Source organism: Isoptericola halotolerans, from assembly GCF_003003075.1.
In the GTDB taxonomy this organism is placed as follows: domain Bacteria; phylum Actinomycetota; class Actinomycetes; order Actinomycetales; family Cellulomonadaceae; genus Isoptericola; species Isoptericola halotolerans_A.
Genome location: NZ_PVTX01000006.1, coordinates 249,099 through 271,288, shown reverse-complemented (window position 1 = coordinate 271,288; position 22,190 = coordinate 249,099). Strand labels below are relative to the sequence as shown.

At 73.6% G+C, this 22,190-nt stretch carries 18 protein-coding genes and 1 pseudogene; 6 read left to right on the top strand and 13 right to left on the bottom strand.

All coding sequences use genetic code 11. From position 1 onward, the window contains the following. On the bottom strand, window positions 1–560 hold a 560-nt coding region (locus tag BCL65_RS10690), incomplete at its 3' end, for an ATP-binding cassette domain-containing protein (protein ID WP_258176956.1). Next, on the bottom strand, window positions 553–1,560 hold the full coding sequence (locus BCL65_RS10685) for an ABC transporter permease (protein ID WP_243400985.1): 1,008 nt from the start codon (window positions 1,558–1,560) through the stop codon (window positions 553–555). The genes BCL65_RS10685 and BCL65_RS10690, both read right to left, overlap by 8 nt. 141 nt (window positions 1,561–1,701) lie before the next feature. Here BCL65_RS10685 and BCL65_RS10680 point away from each other — a divergent pair, with 141 nt between their 5' ends. Further along, on the top strand, window positions 1,702–2,961 hold the full coding sequence (locus tag BCL65_RS10680) for a CDP-glycerol glycerophosphotransferase family protein (RefSeq protein ID WP_106267818.1): 1,260 nt from the start codon (window positions 1,702–1,704) through the stop codon (window positions 2,959–2,961). Here BCL65_RS10680 and BCL65_RS10675 read toward each other — a convergent pair. Both BCL65_RS10675 and BCL65_RS10670 read right to left on the bottom strand, forming a co-directional pair. Continuing rightward, window positions 2,951–4,213: a CDP-glycerol glycerophosphotransferase family protein gene (locus BCL65_RS10675; RefSeq protein ID WP_106267816.1), complete on the bottom strand. Its 1,263-nt coding sequence runs from the start codon at window positions 4,211–4,213 to the stop codon at window positions 2,951–2,953. The genes BCL65_RS10680 and BCL65_RS10675 overlap by 11 nt on opposite strands. Window positions 4,214–4,231: 18 nt before the next feature. Next, on the bottom strand, window positions 4,232–5,719 hold the full coding sequence (locus BCL65_RS10670; protein WP_125206517.1) for a glycosyltransferase: 1,488 nt from the start codon (window positions 5,717–5,719) through the stop codon (window positions 4,232–4,234). A 112-nt stretch (window positions 5,720–5,831) separates the two neighbouring features. Between BCL65_RS10670 and BCL65_RS10665 the strand changes: the two genes are divergently transcribed. Continuing rightward, the gene (locus tag BCL65_RS10665; protein WP_106267812.1) at window positions 5,832–6,887 is read left to right on the top strand and encodes a hypothetical protein; all 1,056 of its coding nucleotides are present in this window, start codon (window positions 5,832–5,834) and stop codon (window positions 6,885–6,887) included. Further along, complete coding sequence (locus tag BCL65_RS10660; RefSeq protein ID WP_106267810.1) at window positions 6,884–8,080, top strand: DUF6716 putative glycosyltransferase; 1,197 nt, start codon at window positions 6,884–6,886, stop codon at window positions 8,078–8,080. Before BCL65_RS10665 ends, BCL65_RS10660 begins: the two co-directional genes overlap by 4 nt. 3 nt (window positions 8,081–8,083) lie before the next feature. Here BCL65_RS10660 and BCL65_RS10655 read toward each other — a convergent pair whose 3' ends face one another. The 5 genes and pseudogenes from BCL65_RS10655 to BCL65_RS18150 all read right to left on the bottom strand — a co-directional run. Further along, window positions 8,084–9,169 carry a glycosyltransferase family 2 protein gene (locus BCL65_RS10655; RefSeq protein WP_106267808.1) on the bottom strand — a complete coding sequence of 362 codons (1,086 nt, stop codon included), beginning with the start codon at window positions 9,167–9,169 and terminating at the stop codon, window positions 8,084–8,086. Continuing rightward, window positions 9,162–10,631: a polysialyltransferase family glycosyltransferase gene (locus tag BCL65_RS10650; protein WP_207767699.1), complete on the bottom strand. Its 1,470-nt coding sequence runs from the start codon at window positions 10,629–10,631 to the stop codon at window positions 9,162–9,164. Before BCL65_RS10650 ends, BCL65_RS10655 begins: the two co-directional genes overlap by 8 nt. Then, window positions 10,628–11,599 (bottom strand): glycosyltransferase family 2 protein, encoded by a 972-nt coding sequence (locus BCL65_RS10645; protein WP_106267806.1) that lies wholly within the window; start codon window positions 11,597–11,599, stop codon window positions 10,628–10,630. Before BCL65_RS10645 ends, BCL65_RS10650 begins: the two co-directional genes overlap by 4 nt. 46 nt (window positions 11,600–11,645) lie before the next feature. Then, window positions 11,646–12,542: an N-acetylneuraminate synthase family protein gene (locus BCL65_RS18155; protein ID WP_207767704.1), complete on the bottom strand. Its 897-nt coding sequence runs from the start codon at window positions 12,540–12,542 to the stop codon at window positions 11,646–11,648. Window positions 12,543–12,653: 111 nt separating this feature from the next. Further along, a pseudogene (locus BCL65_RS18150) lies at window positions 12,654–13,769 on the bottom strand (cytidylyltransferase domain-containing protein); the annotation flags it as partial. Window positions 13,770–13,965: 196 nt separating this feature from the next. Here BCL65_RS18150 and BCL65_RS10635 point away from each other — a divergent pair. Both BCL65_RS10635 and BCL65_RS10630 read left to right on the top strand, forming a co-directional pair. Further along, the gene (locus BCL65_RS10635) at window positions 13,966–14,844 is read left to right on the top strand and encodes a hypothetical protein (protein WP_106267802.1); all 879 of its coding nucleotides are present in this window, start codon (window positions 13,966–13,968) and stop codon (window positions 14,842–14,844) included. Further along, window positions 14,841–15,779, top strand: coding sequence for a hypothetical protein (locus BCL65_RS10630; protein WP_106267800.1), 939 nt, complete (start codon window positions 14,841–14,843; stop codon window positions 15,777–15,779). The genes BCL65_RS10635 and BCL65_RS10630 overlap by 4 nt, the downstream gene beginning before the upstream one ends. On the opposite strand, the gene BCL65_RS10625 is transcribed toward BCL65_RS10630, so the two are convergent. After that, window positions 15,731–16,507: a hypothetical protein gene (locus BCL65_RS10625; RefSeq protein ID WP_125206518.1), complete on the bottom strand. Its 777-nt coding sequence runs from the start codon at window positions 16,505–16,507 to the stop codon at window positions 15,731–15,733. The genes BCL65_RS10630 and BCL65_RS10625 overlap by 49 nt on opposite strands. 82 nt (window positions 16,508–16,589) lie before the next feature. On the opposite strand from BCL65_RS10625, the gene manA reads away from it, so the two are divergent. Further along, the gene (gene manA / locus BCL65_RS10620) at window positions 16,590–17,822 is read left to right on the top strand and encodes a mannose-6-phosphate isomerase, class I (protein WP_106267865.1); all 1,233 of its coding nucleotides are present in this window, start codon (window positions 16,590–16,592) and stop codon (window positions 17,820–17,822) included. Between the two features lie 57 nt (window positions 17,823–17,879). On the opposite strand, the gene BCL65_RS10615 is transcribed toward manA, so the two are convergent. The 3 genes from BCL65_RS10615 to BCL65_RS10605 form a co-directional block, all read right to left on the bottom strand. After that, window positions 17,880–18,968 carry a hypothetical protein gene (locus BCL65_RS10615; protein ID WP_106267796.1) on the bottom strand — a complete coding sequence of 363 codons (1,089 nt, stop codon included), beginning with the start codon at window positions 18,966–18,968 and terminating at the stop codon, window positions 17,880–17,882. 193 nt (window positions 18,969–19,161) lie between these two features. Then, on the bottom strand, window positions 19,162–20,298 hold the full coding sequence (gene glf, locus BCL65_RS10610; RefSeq protein ID WP_106267794.1) for a UDP-galactopyranose mutase: 1,137 nt from the start codon (window positions 20,296–20,298) through the stop codon (window positions 19,162–19,164). A gap of 23 nt (window positions 20,299–20,321) precedes the next feature. Continuing rightward, complete coding sequence (locus tag BCL65_RS10605) at window positions 20,322–22,181, bottom strand: glycosyltransferase (RefSeq protein ID WP_106267863.1); 1,860 nt, start codon at window positions 22,179–22,181, stop codon at window positions 20,322–20,324. Window positions 22,182–22,190: the final 9 nt, after the last annotated feature.

Below are 22,190 nucleotides of genomic sequence, written 5' to 3'. Positions count from 1 at the left end.
TCGGCGAACTCCACGACCTCGTCGAACTTCTCGTCGACCTCCTTGGGCGTCATGCCCAGGGCGAGGCCCCCGATCTCGATGTTCTTCGAACCGGTCATCTGCGGCATGAGCGCCGCGTTCACGCCCAGCAGCGCCGGCTCGCCGTCGACGTAGACGGCCCCGGAGTGGGGCGGGATGAGCCCGGTGATGGCGCGCAGCAGCGTCGACTTGCCCGACCCGTTGATCCCGACGATCCCGATCGACTCACCGTGGCGGGCGGTGAACGACACGCCACGCACGGCGTGCACCTCGCTCACGGCCCCGACGTGCTGCCGCCCCGCCCCGAGCAGCCGCTTGACGATGCTGCGCTTGACGGGAGCCGCCTTCTGGACCTTCACCCCCGAGCGCTGCGCCCGCGCACGCTGCTTGCCGCCGAACACCCGGAAGACGATGTGCAGGTCGTCCACCACCAGGCAGGGATCGCCCAACGGGATGCTCTGCGCGTGCTGGCCGGCGTCGTCCTCCTCGAGCTCCATGTCGAAGTCGAGGTGGGCGTCGGCCTCGCTCACGTCCTCAGTCACGTCCGTACCTCTCTTCGCCACGCCAGAAGATGATGAAGCCCGCCACGAAGAACACGACCGCCCAGACCACGCCGAGGATCCACATGATCGGTTCCTGGACGAACGCCTCCTCCTCCATGAGGGACGAACGCCCCAGATAGAGGTAGACGGCGATCGGCTGGTACGTGAGCACCGGCTCCAGCCAGACCTGCACCGAGTCCGGCAGCCGGCTCACGTAGTGCGCCAGCGGGAAGATCACGCCGGAGCCGTACATGGCGAAGCGGAGGACGAACGAGATGATGTTGTCCAGGTCCGGCGTGATAGCCACGGCGCGCGCCATGACGAAGGCCAGCCCCATGTTGAAGACCCACATCAGCGCGACCGCGGGGATCAGCAGCAGCCACTGCCAGGTGACGTGCACCGGGTCGTAGCCGGGCAGCAGGCCCGACGCGAGGACGATGAGACCCATCACGAAGAGCGCGGGCACGAGCGTCGCGAGGTGCGACACCACGTTGGAGATCGGCAGCACCGCGCGGGGGAAGTGCAGCGAACGGATCAGGTTGGTCCGCTTGTTGATGGACTGCGCGCCGCCGTTGACCGACTGCTCGACGAACCGGAACAGGAAGACGCCGATGACGATGAACGCGATCGTGTTCTCAACCCCGCGGCTCGTCTTCAGGATGATCCCGAAGATGATCACGTACACCGTGGCGTTGAGCACCGGGTTGAGGATCGCCCAGAGCTGCCCGAGATAGGTGTTCTGGTTCTTGGCGTACGCGGTCGCCGTGCCGAGCACCCGGATGAAGGCCCACCGCGAGGCGACGTCCTTGATGTACGACCACAGGGGTGGCCGCACGCCCATCTTCGTCAGGCCGTACCGGTCGGCGAGCGCCCGCCTCTCGGCCGACGACATGGTGGGAGTGATCGGCTCCGGTGGCTCCGGCGGGCTGGGCCGCTCGTCGGGGCGGTCCGGTGTCCCACGGTCACCAGAGGTGGCCCCTGCGGTGATGTCGGTGGTCACGAAGGTTTCTTACCTGTCCTTGGGAGGTGGGGCCGTGGTCTTCCGGCCCCGTCGATCGTACCGTGGCGCCGTCGGTGGCCGACGCCGGTCAGCGTGGAATACTCGGTGTGCCCTCGGCCCCCGCCCCCTCGGAAGGAACGGATGTCCCCCGTCAGCCCGCCGCGTCGCTCGCTCGTCGATCGGGGCCGCGCACGCCTCGGCCGCCTCCTGCTCAAGGTCGGGAGCCTGGCCAACCGCCTCGTCCGGCAGTCGGTGGTCGGTGAGCCTCCGCTGTTCGACCCGGAGCTCGACGAGCTGCCCCGCTACCCCGTCGTCGTCTACTTCGCCGACCCGCCGGAGCTCGGCTACCAGATCCAGCAGTGGTTGCCCGTGCTCGAGCAGGTGGCGCAGCACCGCCCGCTCGCGATCGTCACCCGGAACTGGGCGACGACGACGCTGCTGCGCGCCTCCACGAGCCTGCCGGTGCTCTTCACGCGCAAGCTCGACGGGCTGCGCCGCATCTACGACCAGGTCGACGCCAAGACGATCATCTACGTCAACAACGGCATGCGGAACTTCCAGTCGCTCATCTACCAGCGCGGCCTGCACGTCCACGTCAACCACGGTGAGTCCGACAAGATCTCCATGGTGTCCAACCAGGCCAAGGCGTACGACCACGTCGTGGTGGCGGGTCAGGCGGCTGTCGAGCGGCACCGGCGCGCACTCATCGGCTTCGACCTCGAGCGCCTGGTCGTGTGCGGCCGGCCGCAGCTCGACCTGCAGGTCGAGCCGATCCTCGCGCCGTCCGCCGGGCGCCGGACGGTGCTCTACGCGCCGACGTGGTCGGGCGAGGACGACGCCAACAACTACACGTCGCTCGACAGCTACGGGGTCGCGATCGTGCGCGCGCTGCTCGCGCGCGACGACGTCCGCGTGATCTACAAGCCGCACCCCCGCGTGCTGACGACCGACGACAAGCCGGTGGCGGCCGCCCACAGCGCGATCAAGCGGCTCCTGGCGGAGCAAGGCCCGGCGGCCGGTCACGCCATGCCCTTCGACGCGGACATCCTCGGGCTCTTCGACGGTGTGGACCTCCTGGTCACCGACATCTCGTCGGTGGGCCTCGACTTCCTGTACCTGCGCCCGGACGCCCCGATCGTGCTGACCGACCGGCGCTCCGACCGTGAGCGCCTGCTCGCCGACGCGCCGGTCGCCGGAGCCGTGGACATCGTCGACGCCAGCACGGTCGACGACCTGCCGGCGCTCCTCGCCGCCAACCTGGCGAGCGACCCCCTCCACGAGGCCCGAGCCGGGATGCGCGACCACTACTTCGGGTTCGCTCGTGGTGAGAGCAGCCGCCGCTTCCTGGACTTCGTCGTCGGGTGCGTGGACCGCCGGGACGCCCTGCTCCTCAGCGACTGAGCTCGCGCCCGATGCGAGCGACCTCACGGTCCCGGACGGTCATGAGGTCCTCGCAGGCCGTCACGAACCGCCGCGTCGCCGCGCCGGGAGCGGTGTCCCCGAGGTAGTGCTCGCGCAGCCGGAGCCGTTCGTCACGACCCGGGTCCTCACGGAGCTCTCGGTCGACGAGATCGAGGGCCCCCGCAAGCCCTGCCACGGGCAACGCCGGGGCCAGGTCGAGCAGGGGGCTGGCGGCGATCACGGCCGCGCCGGCGGGCCGGGTGACCACGATCGGCGCGCCCGTCGCGAGCCAGTCCATCGCGACGCCGGAGACGTCGCACACGAGCAGGTCTGCGGCCGCGAACGCCGGCCCGACGTCGCGGTGGGTGTCGGTCGCGTGCGGGCTCCCGCCCGCCGGCGCCTCCGCGCCGTCCAGGAACTCCCGGATCGCTGCGTCGGCGTCGCCGTACGCGGCGTCGCGCACCCCGGTCAGCGGGTGCGGCCGGTACAGCACGCGGTAGCGGCCCGACTCGACGAGGGTACGGACCAGCCGCAGGCCGTGCGAGGCCACGGTGCCGTACTCGGCGGACGGCTGGCCGCCCTCCCACGTCGGCGCGTAGAGGACCGTCGGCACCGGGCCTCGTCGGGTCTCCGCCCGGAGCCGTAGCTGAGCGTCGAGCTGGGGCCGCCCGACCGGCACACAGCGGGCGTGGGCGTCGTACAGGGTGCTGAACCGCGCCATCCGTTCCACGGCGGCCTGGCCCGCGACGAACGAGAAGTCGTAGGCCTTCGTCTGGTTCGACACGGTGACGACCTTGTCGCTGTCGCCGTGCATGAGCGACGCGTGCACCATGCTCCCGAACCGCAGGCAGGTGAAGTTCTCGGGGTTGTGGTTCACGTACAGCGCCAGCCTGGTCGTGGAGCGGCCCAGGACGTCGTCGAGCGTCGTGTAGTGCGCCACCGTGCGGACGGCCAGCCCGGAGTCCCGGCGCACCGCGGCCGCGGTGCGCGAGTCCCGCGTCACGACGACGACGGGATGCGCGGCGTCCAGCGCGCGCAGCGCCTCGTACCACTGCTCGAGCTGGTAGAGCGCCTCCGGGGTGTCAGCGAAGTACACGAGCACCTCGTAGGGCCACGACGTGCCGAGCAGCGCCGCGTCCTCACCACGACCGTCAGGGGTACCGGCGGGCAGCAGGCCGAACCGGCGGATGATCCGGCCGCCGGCGGACCTGACGCGCCGTCGGAACGTGGCACCACGAGGGGTGGCGGGCATGGGACTCCTGAGGTCGGCTCAGCGGGGGGCGCGCCGCAGCATACCGGCCACCCGCCGGACCAGGCTGCGGTCGGCGTCCGGCGACGACGTCGCGGCGGGCGCCGACGCCGGCCGGGGGCGGCGACGCTCGATGTCGGCGAAGACGCCGGCCCACTGCGACACGACCGCCGGGGCGGAGTATTTCTGCGCCGTGTCCATCGCAGCACGCCGCATGCTCTCCATGGCGGCGTCGTCGAGCGTGACGAACCGCTCGATCGTCGCGGCCAGGGCGTCGATGTCCCCCTGCGGCACGAGGAACCCGTCCACGCCGTCGGTGATGATGTCCGCCGGGCCGTACCGGATGTCGTAGGCGATCGGCACGCAGCCCCGCGCCATCGCCTCGGCGAAGACGAGCGGGAGCCCTTCTGCGCGGCTGGTGAGCAGCAGGAACGACGCGTCGGCGAGCCGGTCGGCCGCGCCGCGGACGTAGCCGTGCATCGTCACGCCGGGCACCTTCTTGGCGAGCCGCGTCAGCTTGTCACGATCGGGCCCGTCGCCGTACACGTCGAGCGTGACGTCCAGGCCGGTCCGGGCCGCCGCTCGCTGCACGCCTCGGATGGCGTGCGGCACGCGCTTGCGCCCGTTCAGGCTGGCCAGCATCGCTCCCCGGAGCCGGTCGGGCCGCGCCGTCGTGGTGTGCGACGGCAGGTCGGTGCTGTTGGGCACCACGAACGTGTTGTCGCGCTCGCCCACGCGGTCCAGGACGTCGCGTCGCTGCCCCTCGGTGAGGAACACGACCGCGTCGTAGTCGTCGACGTGCTGCACGAGGGGCACACGTGTCCGGGAGAGCGGACCGTGCGGATCGGTCGCCCCAGCGGTCAGGTGGGCACCGTGCACGAGGTGGGCCGTGTAGATGCCCGGTCGCCGGAGCGCGGCGAAGAACTTCGTCAAGGACTTGCTGTCGACCACCACGTACGCGGGCTCGTCCGCGAGCACGTGGTCGATCCACTTGCGGTACACCGCCCAGACCGAGCTCCACGAGCGGCCCTCGCGCCCGTCGCGGGTGTACAGGGTGACCCGCCGCCCGGAGAGGCGTCGCTCGTCGACGGCCGCCAGCGTGCCGTCCCGACGGAAGTGCAGCTCGCGCAGGGAGCTGCCGTCGTCGTCCTCCTCGACCCGCACGAGCTCGCCGGGGGCTCCTTGCGTGCGGACGGTCGCGACGGCGCCCGGCTGGGGCGCGACCCGCTCGTCGGGCAGCGCGCGGATGTCCTCCCACACGTTGTGCAGCGTGACCCCCGGGACCAGCTCGCCACGCTCGAGGAGCGTGGTCTGCATCGCCTCGACGTCGAGGGTGGCGGAGAAGGTCAGGATCTGGACCGGGACCCCTGCCTCCTCGACGAAGGTTCGTGAGCGGCGCAGCAGCGCCGACGTCATGCCGCCGTAGTCGGACGGGATCGACCAGGTGGCGGCGGCGTAGCTTCCCTGCGGGAACGGGGCGTCCGTGCGGCGTCCGGAGGTTCTGGGCACCGCACCATCGTAGTGGCGGGCCGGGCAGGGCAGCACGAACGCGACCCGGGTGTTCATCCGGGCTCAACCCGCCGGCCACCACGCCGTCGCCCCTGCGTGCTTCCCTGGCCGGGTGAGCGCACTGGTCGAGTCCCCGCTGCAGCTGCTGTGCGCCGTCGAGGCGTACGCGGCCGGGCACGTCACGCCGCCCGCCGCGACGCAGGCCCGGATCGTGGCCCGCTCCGACGTCCCGACCCTCGCCACCGCCGTCGGCGCCGTCCGGGACCTCGGCCTGCCCGACGGTCTCGACGTCACCGTGGGGCCCGTGAGCCGGACGCTCGGCGGCGACCCCGTGCACCTGGTCGGCGACCCCTTCTCCGGCGTCTTCCAGACCGCCCTGGCGCGCGGCACCGCCCCGGGTCGCATCGTGGTCGTCGACGACGGCCTGGCGACGCTCGACATGGCCCGGCGGCTCGTGGAGGCCGAACCGATGGTCCGGCTGTCCACCCCGACGGGCCCCCTGCGCTACACACTCGGCGCGGTCACCACGCGGCGGCTGCGCCGCCTCGCGCGGGCCGGCCGGCTGACGGTGTGCACCATGCTGCCCCTGGACGACGGTCTCACCGCGGGGCTCACCGCGCTCGGCGTCGAGGTCGTCGAGCACTCCTTCGGATGGCTGGCTTCACGGTCCGACGCCGGCGCACCGCCCGCGATCGAGGAGCCGACCGTGGTGGTCGGCTCCGGGCTCGTCGCCGACCGGCTGGTGCACGCCGACCAGTACGCCGCCTGGCTGGCGGGTCTCGCCGCCGACGGGCCGGTCCGCTACATCCCGCACCGCCGCCACGACGCGCTGGTCACCGCGCTCTTCGAGCGGCTGCCCGGGGTCCGGGTCGACGTCCCGGGCGCCCCGGTGGAGATCCGGCTGCGCCGGCTCGGCACCGACCAGCGGGTCGTCTCCCTGCCGTCCACGTCCGCGGTGACCCTCACCCGCCTCCTCACGCCGCGCGGCGTCGCCGTGCTGCCGCAGGACGTGCCCGACTCCTGGTGGACGCCGCGGGCGACCCCTGCCCTGCGCGAGCACCTCAGCGTCGCTGCGGGCCTCGCGCGGGCGGCCGACGCCGGACGCTCCGCCGAGCGCCCGGCCCGGCCGGCCGGCCGGCCGGGGCGGCGCACCAGCCCCGTCGCATGACGGTGCGTGTCCTCGCGGTCGCCGACTCCGACTCCTACCTCAAGTGGGCGGCGTGGAGCCTGGCCCGGCTCCGGGACGACGGCGGCACCCCGGCCCTCGAACCGGCGGCGGTCGTGGTCCGGTCTCCCCTGGCACCGACGCCCGAGCAGTCGGCGGCGGCGGTCGCCAGCACCGGGCTGCCGGTTCCCCCGGTGCTGTCGCCGGGCGCGCTCGCGCGGCTCGTCAGGGCACGCCGGCCGGACGTGGTGCTCGTCGCCGCGACGGGGCCCGTCGCCGAGCTCGTGGCGCGGCGGGTGCAGCGGGCCACGCGCTCCGGACGGCGTCCGGCACTGGTCACGGGGCTGCCCGGCATGGCGCTGCCTGCCACGCAGCACGGCACCGGGTGGCGGCGGTGGGCCGACGCCTTCGTGGTGCACGGCCGCCACGAGGCCGAGCCCTACCGGACCGCGTTCGCCCGGCACGGCGCCGCCCCGCTGGTCCTGCTGTCGCGGCTGCCGTTCCTCGACGTGCCGAGCGCGCCCACCGACCACGCCCCGCGGCCCGACGCCCCGCACCGCGTGGTCCTGGCGGCCCAGGCGAAGGTGCCGACCACCCGCGACGAACGGGTCCGGCTGCTCGACGGCCTGGCACGCCTCGCCGACGACGGCTTCGAGGTCACGGTCAAGCTGCGGGCCCGCACGGGCGAGCGGCAGACGCACAACGAGCCCTACCCGCTCGACGCCCTGTGGACGGCCGAGCACCAGCGGCTGGGGCGGTCGGGCGGCGAGGTGGGCTTCGCCGTCGGCCCGATGTCCGACCACCTCACCCCGGGCACCGCCCTGCTCACCGTGAGCTCGACGGCCGGGCTGGAGTCGCTCGCGCGCGGGCTGCCGACGGTCTTCCTCACCGACTTCGGGGTGGGGCCCGAGCAGCTCAACGAGGCCTACGTCGGCTCCGGCTGCCTGGCCGCGCTGGACGAGGTCGCGGCGATCCTGCGCGCCGGCGGCCCCACGCCCGAGCCCGGCTGGTGCGAGGCCGGCTACCTGCACCGCGGTGACGAGCTGGGCCCGGCGGTGCGCGCGCTCGCCGAGCGGGCCCGGGCCGGCACGCTCGAGCCGCGGACCGCCGTCGTGCCCTGGTCGTGGCCGCGGTACCTGTGGTCGACGACGCGCTCGGCGCTGCCCGTGACGCTCTCCGCCCGGCTCACCCGCTGAGGGTCAGGCGCGGTGGTCGGCGGCCGCCCTGGCCGTCAGGCCGCGCACGAACCCGGAGCCCCAGCACACGTGCATGACCACGAGCACCACGGGCAGCACCAGCGCCGCCCGGCGGCGCAGCACCGGTCGGCGCGACGCCGCGTGACCGGCCGCGACCAGCACGCCCAGCAGGTAGGCCGCCGGTAGCGCGACACCCGCGCCCACCACCACGGCCGAGCCGACGGCGGCGCCGCACGCCACCAGCAGCAGCGACAGGCCGAGGAACAGGACGAGCACCGGTGGGGCCAGGTAGCGCAGGCCCGCCGTGGAGGGGTCCCGCCGCACGACCTCGCGCCGCCACATGCCCGTGCGCCAGAACTGCTTCGCCACCGCTCCCAGCGTGCGCCGCGGGCGGTACTCCACCACCAGCGAGGGGTCGAACCACAGCAGGCCACCCGCCCGGCGCAGGCGCAGGCAGAGGTCCCAGTCCTCCGCCCGGAAGAGGGTCGGGTCGTAGCCGCCCACGGCTTGCACCGCGGCCCGCCGGAACGCGCCGAGGTAGACGGTCTCCGCCGGACCGGCGCGGCCGCCCGTGTGGAACGACGCCGGGCCGATACCGGCCGGGTGGCTCATCGCCCGCGCCGCCGCCTCCTGGACCGTGCCCTCACCCACGGGGGTCATCACCCCGCCCACACCCACCGCACCGGTGGACCGCAGGAGCTCGATGCAGCGCCGCACGTAGTCCGACGGCAGCTCGGTGTGGCCGTCGACCCGCACGACGACGGGGTGGTCGGACGAGTCGTCGGCGCCGGTGCCGTGCTCGATCGCCAGGTTCAGGCCGATCGAGCGCGACCCCGTCGGGTTGTCCACCACGGTGATGCGGTCGTCCTCCGCGGCGAGCCCGGCGGCGATCGCGGCCGTGGCGTCGTGCGAGGGGCCGACGGCGAGCACGAGACGCAGGTCGCCGTCGTGGTCCTGCCGCAGCACCGACCGGACGGCCGCGGCGAGGTAGGCCTCCTCGTCCCGGACGCACGCGACGACGGTCACGCCGCACGTGGGCGACAGGTCCTCGGCGGCCCGCAGCAGGACTTTCTCGTCGGGTTCAGCCATCCATCTCGCCCTTCACGGCGGCGACAGCGGCCCGCAGGTCGTCGCCCGCCCCGGCGTACCGCCGTCGCACGAGCCGTCGCAGCCGGCCGCCCAGGAGGCGCCGGTCCACGGCGTCCGCCATCGCGACGACCCGCGGCGAGCGCCAGCGCGGCACGGGCAGCCCGCCCGGCAGCCCCAGCGCGGTGAGCCGCTTGCGGCGGAACCACAGCCGCAGGCTGGTGTCGTCCAGCTCGCGCAGCAGGTCGGCCGTCTCGTCGCGGAACCGCGCCAGGAGCTGCGGCTGCTGGCAGTAGGAGACGGCGCGGACCAGCCGCTGCATCGCCGCGGGGTCCGCCCACCGCCCGCCGGGTCGGCCGAGCGCGTCGATCGCGACGGCGGGGACCCGGTTGGAGTTCGGGTACGGCTCGAGGCGCTCGAGCAGCATGCGGGTACCGACGTTCTGGGTCGGCACGTCGTAGAGGGCGCCCGCCGTGGCGAGCGCCGTCGAGAAGCACGACACGACGAGGCCGGGCACCGACTCGCCGTACAGGGACTCGGCCAGCACCGCCGCCGGGGCCACCTCCAGCTCGACGCCGAGGGACCGAGCGTGCTCGACCAGCTCGGCGGTGCCCTGGCGGGGTGCCGACGGGTGCGGCTTGAGCAGCACCCGGGTGAACCCGCGGTCGGCGGCGACCTGGACCATCCGGCGGTGCAGCGCGGCCTCCTCGGCCTCGGTGAGGAGGCCGATCGCCGCCATGTACTGACCCAGCAGCAGGGCGTACGAGCCGGCGTCGGGCAGCCGCTCGGCGAGCGTGCGCGGCACGACGGCGGAGTGGCCGTTCGTCGGGCCCTCGCGCTCGGCGCGGGCGACGTCCGCCGCGACGGCGTGCTCGGTGAGCGCACCGACGATCTTGCGGAACGACTCGCCCGGCACGACGACGCCGGGGACGTCCCACTCGGCGAGCAGCGTCGGCCGCACCCCCGGCAGCAGGTCGAGGTGGAGCAGCCGCTCGATCCTCCCGCCGACCTCGTGCCGCAGGTCGAACCGGGTCGGGCCGTACACCATCAGGCCGTCGGCGTACACGGTGACGGCGGCCGAGGCGAAGATCGCGACCAGCGCACCGGTCGGGGGCGTGGCCACGGACTCCCCGACGATCTCGAGCGGACCGGCGCCGAGCTCCCACCGCTCGCGCAGGAGGCGCTCCCACAGCGGTGCGTCCGCGGGTCGCGGCTTCCACTCCTTGGGGTGGAACGGCGTCACGACGTCGTTCCAGGCGACGACGTCGTCGAACCGGTCGGCGAGCGCCGCGAAGGCCGGGCCGGCGGTGAAGGGGTCGGAGCACTCGGGTGCCGGCACGTTGTGCTGCACCACCAGGACGGTCCGCTCCCGCCGGGGCAGCACGCCCGCGTCCCAGGCCGCGGCGACCGTGGCCGCACCGAACAGCGTGGAGGCCGTCACGACCTGCGTGGTCACGTCGCTCACAACGGCACCCCCTGCTTGCGGACGGCGCGCACCCGCTCGGGTCCGAGCGCGGCGACCTGCCGGGCGACGACCTGCTTGTCGAACCGCCCCACCGTCTGCCGAGCCCGGGCGGTCATCGCGTCCCAGACGTCGGCGGGGTAGGCGCTGCGCCGCGAGACGTGGTGGTGGAGCACCGCGAGGACGTCGCGCAGCACCTTGGGCTCGTACTCGTCCAGGCCGTCCCGGCGCAGGCGTTCGAGCACCGTGTCGTAGGCCTCGAGGAAGCCGAGCTGGCGGGCGTCCCCGACGTCGGTGAGCGATCCCGTCACGGCCCGTCGGTACACGTAGCCGGGTGCGTCCACCACGGCGTACCGGTGGGTGCCGAGGAGCAGGCGCCAGGCCCACTCCCGGTCCTCCGCCGTCGGCAGGTGCTCGTCGAACACGGCCAGGCCGTCGTCGACCACCCGTCGGGAGAGGAACCGGGACGACACCTGCACGTAGTTGACCATGGTCGACCGCGAGGTGGGCATGATCCCCGTGCGCGGGTCGAGCGGCACGTGGCGCCGGGGCTCGGGTGCCCGCACCCGGCGACGCTCATGACCGTAGGCCTGCACCTGGTCGCACACGAGGAAGTCGACGTCGTACCGTTCGGCGGCGTCGAGCATCGCGGCCAGGTGGCCGGGGAAGTACCAGTCGTCCGGGTCCAGGAACGTGACCCAGCGGCCCCGCGCCTCGCGGACGCCCCGGTTGCGTGCCGCCGACACCCCCTGGGGGGTGCGGTGGTGGACCCAGCGCAGCGCCGGGAGCCGGGACGAGGCCTCCTCCAGCACCGCGAGGGTGTCGTCGGTGGACCCGTCGTCGACGACGACGACCTCCAGCTCGCACAGGTCGAGGTCCTGGCGCTGCAGGCTCCCCAGGGCGTCGGGCAGGTGCCCGGCGGCGTCCCGCGCGGGGACGACGACGGACACCTGCGGTCGTGAGACGGTCATGCGCTCGGCGTCCCCTTCGGTCCTTCGGTGCTGGTGAGGGGGGAGCTCAGGCGCCGGTGCGGCGCAGGCGCGACATCGGGGCGAGCTCGCCCGGCATGACCTTCTTCTCGCCGTCGCCCAGGGCCTCCTGGAGGATGCGGATGTCGCGCACGAGGTTGGACAGGCCCTTCGGCTCGAGCGACGCGGCGTGGTCGGAGCCCCACATCGCGCGGTCGAGGGTGATGTGACGCTCGACGGCGACCGCGCCGAGCGCGACGGCCGCCAGCGAGATCTGCAGGCCGGTCTCGTGGCCGGAGTAGCCGACGGGCACGCCGTACCGCTCCTGCAGCGTGGTGATCGTGCGCAGGTTGGCCTCCTCGGGAGGCAGCGGGTAGGTCGACGTGGAGTGCAGGATCACGAGGTCGTCGGTGCCGAGGATCTCCACGGCGGCGTCGATCTGTTCCAGGGTCGACATGCCGGTCGACAGGATGAGCGGCTTGTCGGTGTCGGCGAGCGCCCGCAGCAGCTCGTGGTCGGTCACGGACGCCGAGGCGATCTTGTGCGTCGGCACGCCGAACTCCTCGAGGAACGCGACCGAGGGCACGTCCCACGGGGAGGCGAACCACTGCACGCCCTGCGCCTTGGCGTACTGGTCGATCTCGGAGTACTGCTCGTGCTCGAACTCGACCTTGTACTTGTACTCCAGGTAGGTCATCTCGCCCCACGGGGTCTGGCGGATCTTGTCCCGCTGGTCCTTCGGGGTGGAGATCTCCGGGGTGCGCTTCTGGAACTTCACGGCCTGGCAGCCGGCGGCCACCGCGACGTCGATGAGCTGCTTGGCGATCTCGACGTCACCGTTGTGGTTGATGCCGATCTCCCCGATCACGTACACGGGCTCGCCGGTAGCCACGGCGTGCTCTCCGATGTGGACGGGACGTGCCGGGGCGGTGGAGGTGGCGGTCATGACGGGGTCCTTCCGGTGGATGGTGATGCGGTCGCAGATCTCGCGGACGGCGCCGTGGCCGCCTCGCGCTTCGGTGACGACCCGCGCGGCGGCGAGCACGTCGGGGTGGGCGTCGGCGACGGCCACGGGCCAGCCGACGACGCGCAGGGCAGGGAGGTCGTTGACGTCGTTGCCGACGTAGGCGACCCGGTCGGGGTCGAGCCGGTTCGCGGCGCACCAGTCGCGCAGTGCCGTCGCCTTGTCGTCGATGCCCTGCAGGACGTCGACGCCGAGCTTGCGGGCCCGCGCGGTGACGACGGGGTTGGTCTCCTTGGACAGGATGAGCAGGGGGACGCCGGCGGACCGGAGGTGTCCGACCCCGAGCCCGTCGCCGCGGTGGACGCGCACCTGCTCGACGCCGTCCTGGGAGACGTAGACGCCGTCGTCGGTGTGCACGCCGTCGAAGTCGGTGACGAGGGCGTCGACGTCCATCCCCTCCGGTGCCGAGCGTCGAGGTTCTGACCGCTTTGCGCGGTCAATGCGGTCAGAACCTCGACGCTCGGCGTCGGTGGGCTGGTCGAGGAGCGTGCGGGAGAGCCAGAGGTCGCGGGGCTCGTCGATCTCGACGGCCCACTCGGGGGCGACCGGCTGCAGCCCGACCGAGCCGAAGAACCGGGTGCCGTGCTCGCGCAGGCCCGCGGTCCGCATCACGTAGAAGGCCCCGGTCTCGCGGTAGTGCGGCGCGCGGTCCTGACGGCGCGGCCGGTGGTCGGTCGTGTGACCGACCGGCACGGGGCCGTCCGGGTCCATCCGCCACTGGAAGTCGTGGGTGGCCGCGACGGCGACGACGACGTCGTGGGTGCCGTCGAGCACCTGGCGCACCGCGCCGTCGAGGTCGGCCGGGTCGACGAACGGGCTGGTCGCCTGCAGCAGCACGGTGACCGCGGGCTGCGGGGCTCCGTCGGCGGCGAGACCGTCGAGGACGTGCAGCACCGCCGACTCGGAGCTGGCCGTCGCCCCGGACAGGTCCGCAGGGCGTTCGACCACCCGGGCGCCGTGCCGGGCAGCCTCGCGGGCGATCTCGGCGTGGTCGGTCGAGACGACGACGTCGGTCACCGCCGGCGCAGCGGCCGCCGAACGCACCGCACGGGCCACCAGGGAGCTGCCCCCCACCCGCTGCAGGTTCTTCAGCGGCACGCCGGCCGACCCACCACGGGCGGGGACGACGACGAGCACGGATTCGTTCATGGCGGCGACACTATGAGCCCAACACGGCGCATTCGGCCATATCCCGGAAACTGTCGAGGAACACTCCGTGACCCGTCGGTGAACACTTTCCGCTATCTGTCGCACAATGCGATCGGGCGCCATGAAGATGTCACTTCCGACGCATCGAGGGACTAACCTTCCAGCGTCCAGGACCTGGCAAGAAGGAGCCCGAAAGATGCCCGAGGCGCCCCCTCCGGTGGCCGTCCATCTCGGCACCCACCGTCCGACGGTGCGTGCCGTGCGCGCGTGGTGCGGAACGCACCGCGACGTGCTCGCCGAGCGCCACGTGACGACCCGGACCTCCTGGTCCGACCTGCGCGCGGCGGTGCCCGGGCTCGACTGGCGCTCGGACAAGGGGCGTGAGCGGCTGCGCGGGCACCTCGTGGCCGACGAGTCGGTGCTGTTCTCCTCCTCCGCCCCGCTCGGCCCCGCCTACCTGCCCCGCGGCGGCACGCTGTTCCCGCACGCCGACGCCGGCATCGACGGACTCGCCGCGGCGCTCGCCGGCGTGCCCTGGAGCGTGCAGCTCACCCTCGCCGCGCACGCCGACGTCGTCACGTCCGCCTGGGTCGCCACCGTGCGGCACGGCCACCTCGTCGACCTCGACACCTACTGGTCGGCGCTCGAGGCACCCAGCTGGGTCCCGATCGTCCAGCGCCTCGTGGCCACGGTCGGTGCCGACCGGGTCAGCGTCCACGACGCGTCCGCCGTCCGCACCGCGGGCGATCCCGCGGGGACGACCGCCGCCGTCGGGCGCTCCGTGCTGACCTCTGCGTTCGACCGCCTCACCGGCCGGACCGACGACCTGCCGCTCGCGGACGTCACGGGCGTGGCCGACACCCGCTGGAGCGCCCGCCAGATCGAGGTGGCGCTCACCGCTCTGCCGCACCTGCGCTCCCACGACGAGCGCCGCGCGCTGACGCACTTCGTCGACCGGCAGGTGGACGACGGCGGCACGCCGGCCCAGCCCCTGACACCCGACCAGGAGGCCGCGCTCGCCGCCCGCGACGAGGCCGACCTGGCTCGGGTCCGCGACCTGGTGGAGGTCCGATGACCATCGTCCAGCGCCTGCGCGGCGCCGTCGCCGCCCGCCGCCCCCTGCCGCCCGGCCGGCAGGTCGTGCTGCACCTCGGCTCGCAGAAGACCGGCACCACCGCCGTGCAGTCCTGGTGCCGCGAGCACACCGCCGAGCTCGCCGCCGCCGGCGTCGTCACCCGCACCACCCAGCCCGAGATCCGTGCCGCGCTCGACGGCTGGTACGACGTCGCCCGGCCCGGTGCCGACGACAACCTGCGCGACTTCCTCATGGCCGCCTGGCGTGCGTCCCGCGCGCCGGGGCTGTTCTACTCCTGCGAGTCCAACACCGGCCCCGCCTTCGCGCCCGGCGTCCCCGGGCTGTACCCGCGGATCACCGAGAACCTCGAAGGCATCGGCCGGGCGACCGCGGGCGTCCCCCGGCACGTGCAGTTCACCGTGCGGGGCTACGGCGACTTCCTGGAGTCCGCCTACCAGCAGCAGCTCAAGCACGGCAAGACCGTGCGCTTCGAGGAGCTGGCCGAGCGTGTCGTCGCGACCATGTCCTGGCGCGGCGTCGTCGAGGAGCTCGTGCGCGTCTTCGGCGCCGAGCACGTCACCGTCTACGACTACGACCGCGACCGCGCCGGTACCCGGCCGCTCGTCGGGCAGATCGTCACCGACGCGCTCGACCGGCTCGGGGCCACGGGCGTCGAGGTCGGCGACGAGGTGTCACGGCGCACCAACACGCGGTACACGCAGCGCATGGCCGACCTGTCGCTGGACGTGCTGCCGCTGCTGCGGGACGCGGACGAGCGGGCGGCGTTCCACCGGTTCGTCACCGACGCGCTCGGCCGCCACCCCGCACCGGGCGACGTCCCGGCGTCGTTCCTGGACGGCGGCACCGCCGCCGCCCTGGCCGAGCGCTACGCCGAGGACCTGACCGCCATCGGCTCGCTGGTGGAGCTGCGATGACCGTCGTCGTAGCCGAACACCTCCGTGAGCAGCCGCTCGCGTGCGGCCACGCGCCGTCGGGCGTCCGCGGGAACCTCGAAGGCGCCGTCGTCGTCGAGACGACGGCTCGTGTTCAGCCGGCGCTGGGCGCGCAGCGCACCCAGCGCGGCCTCGCGCGACGGGCGCCACGCCAGGTCCTCACGCAGCACGAGCGCCTCGAGGTCCTCCGTGAGCGACTCGTTGCGCAGCACCACGTCGACCACGGTGTGGCGGCGGTAGAGCGCGACGAAGTCCTCCGGGGAGGTCGCCTGACGGATCCAGCGCTTCGAGCGCGGGCTGGACAGCCGCGCCACCCGGAAGGACAGCAGGCCCGTGTGCGCCGCGACGCCCGAGCGGTGGTAGGTGCGCGGGTTGAGCGCCGGGGCGTAGGCGGGGTCGAGCACGACGTCGAGCCAGCGGTCGAAGCCCGCCGCCGTGCCGTCGTACAGGTGCCCCAGCCCGGCCTCCCGGACCGTGCCCGAGAGCCCGCCCTTGCCCTGGCAGCCGTACGAGTACAGCGAGAGGTACGTGTCCAACGGGTCCCGCACGGAGATCACGTGGACCCGGCCCGACGGCGGCCGGTCCTCCAGCTCGACGTGCTTGCGGAACGCCACCTCGTCGTCGTCCAGGAAGTCGCGCAGAAAGTGCGAGACATACGTGGAGCCGGACTTCTCGACGTCGAGATAGGCCAAGGAATGAAAAGCGTGCACGAATTCTCCGGTCGGTCGTCGAGGCGCGAGGATCGAGCGCCGAGTGAATCACATCAACGAGCGGAAAGTCGATGAAATGCTGATGAACACGTCACCAACAACGGCCGTCGACCTCGCCGCCGCCCACCGGCTCGACAACACGGTCCAGCCGTACGACTGGGGATCCCACGACCACATCCAGGGCCTGCTCGGGCTCCCGCGCGACGGCCGGCCCGCCGCCGAGCTGTGGCTCGGGGCGCACCCCTCGGCGCCGTCACGCCTCGGGACGGGCACGTCCCTGGCGGAGCTGGTCGCCGACGCCCCCGCCGAGGTGCTCGGCCGGCGGGTCGCGGACCGGTTCGGCCCCCGCCTGCCCTACCTGCTGAAGGTCCTCGCCGCGCGCCGCGCGCTCTCGCTCCAGGTGCACCCGCGGCCGCACGCCGCCCGGGCCGGCTACCACCGCGAGGCCCGTGCCGGGCTGCCCGTCGGAGCGCCGCACCGGTCGTTCCACGACACGGAGCACAAGCCCGAGATGCTCGTCGCCCTCACGGCGTTCGAAGGCCTCGCCGGCTTCCGCAGCCCGCGAGCCGTGCTCGAGCTGCTCGACGGCCTCGACGGCGAGCTCGTCGCGCGGGTGCGCGGAGCGCTGGCGGGCACGCGGTCGTCGGCCGGGCTGCGGGCCGCCATGGAGCTGATCGTCGCCGCCCGCTCGACGCCGGGGTGCGCGGACGACGTCGCGGCCACCGTCGCGTCGGTGCGGGACCGCGCCGCGCAGGTGTCGCCGTCGGCCCGCGCGGACGCGACCGTGCTGCAGCTCGACGCCGAGCACCCCGGCGACCCCGGCGCGGTCGCGTCCCTGCTGCTCAACCGGGTGTCGCTCGAGCCCGGCGAGGCGATGTTCGTCCCGGCCGGCGAGGTGCACGCCTACCTGTCCGGGCTGGGGGTGGAGGTCATGGCGGCCTCGGACAACGTGCTGCGGGCCGGCCTGACGACGAAGCACGTCGACGCCGACGCCCTCGTCGAGTGCGCGGCGTTCGCCCCCCGCCCGCCGGTGCGGCCGGACACCGTCGTCGCCGGCAGCGAGAGCCTGGTGACCAGCTACCGGGCGCCGGTCTCCGAGTTCGCGCTCATGACCGCCGACGTGCACCCGGCCGAGCCCGTCGCGCTCGCCCCCGACGGACCGCGCATCGTGCTCGTGCTGGACGGCACCGTCCGGCTGCTGACGGACGCGGGCGAGACCGAGCTGCGCCGCGGCGAGTCCTGCCTGGTGCCGGACGCCGCCGGGCCCGTCACGGCCGACGGCACGGGCCACCTCGTCTGCGCCTGGGTCCCCTGACTCCCGCCCTTGGCCGCCGAGTGTCGAGGTTCTGACCGCAATGGCGTCCCATAGCGGTCAGAACCTCGACGCTCGGCGCGCAGAGAGGAAGCGGGAGACATCGCGGCCCACCACGTCGCGGCGGACGTGCTCGGCGGCGAACCTCAGGACGTCGACCCCGTGGCGGGCGAAGTCGTTGTCCCGGTCACGGTCCCGCGCAGCACCGCGCGCGCTGCCGTCGTGCCAGTCGAACCCGTCCATCTCGACCACGAGCACCCGACCTCCGCCACGGAACCAGGCCAGGTCGCCCACCCCGAGGAGCCGGCCGTCCGGGTCGAGGACCGGGAGCTGCAGCGTGTCCGGCAGCACGTCCCACTCGTGGCACTGCCAGCGGCCCGCGGACTCCAGCGGCGAGGCCGACCTCCCGTCCGCCAGCTCCCAGGCGACGTGTCTCGCCGCGACCCCGCGCCGTCCGCGGGCGTGGTCGTGCGCACGCTCGAGCCCCGCCCGGTCGAGCGCCTCCAGCCGGAGCGCCGAGTCGAGCACCGCGAGCGCACTCGCCGGCCACAGCTCGGGCACGCTCTGGGCGAGGGCCCACTCCACCGAGGCGAGGTGGCGTCCGGCGGAGCGGTCGTCACCGAACGGGACGACCGTCATCCCGTCGTCGAACTGACGCAGGACCACGCCGGGGTGCTGACGCCGGGCGGACGCGTCCGGCAGCGTGACCTGTGGCGTGATCCTCCCCGGCACGCCCTCGATCCCGTGCAGCGCCAGCGCACTCGTGCCGACGGCGATCGCCGCGCCGCCGTAGGCGAGCAGGCCCGCCCACGCTGCCCGCCGTCGTCGGTGGTCGTGGAGCAGGTCCGCCGGCGACCGTCGGCGCAGGGCCGCTTCCCGGGCGGTGCGCGACCGTCCGGGAACGTCCTCGCTGACCAGCAACGGAGGGACCGGCCGCGCCGGGACCAGCTCGACCGTGCGCTGCGCGGGCCGGACCGCGCAGGTGTCGAACACGCCCCGCGTCACGGCCAGCCACCGCCCGGATCGCACCAGGCGGCTGCGGCGCGAGCTGCCCACACCGTGCTCGTCGCACTGGCGGCCGGCGACCAGGCCCTCCTGCGCCTCGGCGACGGCGAGCAGAGACTCCGGGATCGGCGCGAAGGTTCTCATGCACGGATGCCAGCAGAACGTCGCCGGTGGGCACGGGGCGATGGGCAGCACCTGTGGACGCCGCGCCCCGAGCGCGCCGCCCGGGCCGCCGAACGTCAAGGTTCCGACCGCTATGGCCCCGCAAACCGGTCCGGAGCTCGACGCTCGGCGACAGGAGGGGGCGCTCCGGACGGAGGGCGGAGAGAGTGGGGAGTCAGGTGAGCTGGTTGTCCACCATCGACAGGGCCGCACCGATCGCCATGTGCATGTCGAGGTACTGGTAGGTCCCCAGCCGCCCGCCGAAGTGCACGTCCGCCTCGCCGCCCATCAGCTCGCGGTAGCGCAGCAGCCGCGCCCGGTCCTCCGGGGTGTTCACCGGGTAGTACGGCTCGTCCTGGCGCGCGGCGAAGCGCGAGTACTCCCGCATGATGACGGTCTTGTCGCCCGGGTAGTCGCGCTCGGGGTGGAAGTGCCGGAACTCGTGGATCCGCGTGTACGGCACCTCGGCGTCGGCGTAGTTCATCACGGTGGTGCCCTGGAAGTCCCCGACGTCCAGCACCTCCGTCTCGAAGTCCAGCGTCCGCCAGGACAGCTCGCCCTCGGCGTAGTCGAAGTACCGGTCCACGGGCCCGGTGTAGACCACGGGCACCTGCCCCACCACGGCGTCCTTGTGCACGGGCTGCGTGGCGTCGAAGAAGTCCGTGGACAGCCGCACCTCGATGTTCGGGTGGTCGGCCATCCGCTCGAGCCACGCCGTGTACCCGTCGACGGGCAGGCCCTGGTGCCGGTCGGAGAAGTAGCGGTTGTCGTACGTGTAGCGCACCGGCAGCCGCGAGATGACCGACGCCGGCAGCTCGCGCGGGTCGGTCTGCCACTGCTTCGCGGTGTAGTGGCGGATGAACGCCTCGTACAGCGGGCGGCCGATGAGCCGCACGCCCTGCTCGTCGAGGTTCGTCGGCTCCGCGTCCCCCAGCTCGGCGGCCTGCTCGCGGATCAGCGCCCGCGCCGCCTCCGGGCCGTACGCCGAGCGGAAGAACTGGTTGATCGTGCCCAGGTTGATCGGCATGGGGAACACCTCGCCGCGGTGCGTGGTGTACACCCGGTGCTGGTAGTCCGTGAAGCCGGTGAACCGGTTGGCGTACTCCCACACCCGCTCGTTCGAGGTGTGGAACAGGTGCGCCCCGTACCGGTGCACCTCGATGCCGGTGGTCGGGTCATCCTCGGAGTACGCGTTGCCCCCGAGGTGGTCGCGGCGGTCGATCATCAGCACGCGACGGCCCGCGTGGGCCATGCGCTCGGCCACGGTGAGACCGTAGAACCCGGTCCCGACGACGACGAGGTCGGCGTTCATGGTCACTCTCCTGAGGGTGGGTGCTAGAGGTCGTCGGGGACGTAGCCGCCGCGGCTGCGGGTGTAGCGGCGGTAGCCGGCCTGGCGCACCCGCTCCGGGACGAGCCGGTAACCCGCCCGGACGACGACGTTGCGCACCATCTGCGGCGTCGACACGAACCCCTCCTCGTGCAGGGTCCGCTGCAGCGCCAGCTCGGAGGCGAGCAGGCGGCGCCCGCCACGACGGGCGTAGGCGCCGGCCCCCACGCGGTAGAGCACGAGCGGGTCGGTGATGTTCTGGGCGTGCGCGCCGGCGGCGAGCATCCGCGCGAACAGCAGGTAGTCCTCCATGAGGTCCAGGTGCTGGTAGCCCCCGACGGCGGCCACGGCGGACTTGCGGTAGACGACGGACGGGTGGTTGAACGGGTCGCGGAACCGGGCGGCCGCGGCGATGCCCTCGCCGGTGGGCGGGACGCGGACCATGCCGCGCTCGTCCTCGTCGTCCTCGAACTCCCAGATGGCCGAGCCGACGATGTCGTAGCCCTTGGCCACGAGCGGCACCTGCACGGCGAACCGCTCCGGCAGGGAGATGTCGTCGGCGTCGGCGCGCGCCACGATCTCGTGGCGGCAGACGGCGAGCCCCTCCTCCAGCGCCCGTGCCAGGCCGAGGTTGTGCGGCAGGGGGACGACGGTGACGGGGACGTCGGTCAGCTCGGGGAGCCGTTCGAGGACGGCCGCGATCTCCGCGCCGACCGGCCCGTCCCGGACGACGACGACCTCGTCGGGCCGCAGCGTCTGGTCGACGGTCGCGGACCGGAACCCGCGCTCGAGGTGCGCGGCGTCGTCGCCCCGGTACACGGGCAGCAGCACGGAGAAGCGCTGGCCGTCGAGCGGTTCGCCGGTCCCGAAGCTTCCCGTCGACGCGGCGGTGCGGTTGACGTGCACGGGGGCGGGCAACGACGCGCCCGCCTCGAGCCGCGCGACGGTGAGGGCCGCGTGCCCGACGCCGGAGAGCACCTCGGTGTCGGGGCGCGGTCCCCGGGTGATCCCGTGCCAGAACCCCCGCCACCCGGCTCCGGCGAGGGTGCGCCGGTCGCTGGAGCGGACGAACGTGCGCAGCCAGCGCCGCACCGTCGAGCCGCCGTACAGCACGCGCTCGCGGAAGGACAGCGCGTCGGACCGCGAGAACATCCAGATCTTGTTGCGCACCTCGTAGTAGAAGCGCGGGCCGGGGTCGGCGTCCGTCGCGCCGAGCTTCTTGGTGCGGTGCTCCACGACGCTGCCGGGCACGGACAGCCCGACGCGGTGCCGCAGCAGGCGCGTCGCGTACTCGAAGTCGTCGTTCCAGATGAAGTAGTCGGTCACGGGCAGCCCCGAGCGCTGCACGGCCGCGGCGTCGATCATCATCGACACGAACGACATGGACCGGACCGGGATCGCGCCGGCCTCCTGCGCCCGCTCGACCTCGGCGGTGCTCGCTCCGGGGCGGCGGCGCGGCGTGTTCATCGGGTGGTCGGAGCCGTCCGTCCACACCACCCGGCTGCAGAGTGCCGCGACCTCGCCGTCGTAGGCGTCGCGGGCCGCGAGCAGCGCGGACAGCGCCGTCGGCGTCGGGATCGTGTCGTCGTCCATGACCCACACGAGGTCGGCGCCCAGCTCGGCCACGGCCGTGGCGATGCCGACGGCGAACCCGCCCGCTCCCCCGGTGTTGCGGGCCAGCGCGACGACGTGCGGCGCGGTGGGGTGCTGCCGCGCGACGGCGAGCGCGTCGTCGGTCGAGGCGTTGTCCACGACGACGACGCGGTCCACGGGGCGGCTCTGGTCGCCGAGGGCGTCGAGCGCGGCACCGAGCAGCTCGGCTCGGTTGTACGACACGACGACGGCGACGACTACGGGGACGGACATCCGGAACAT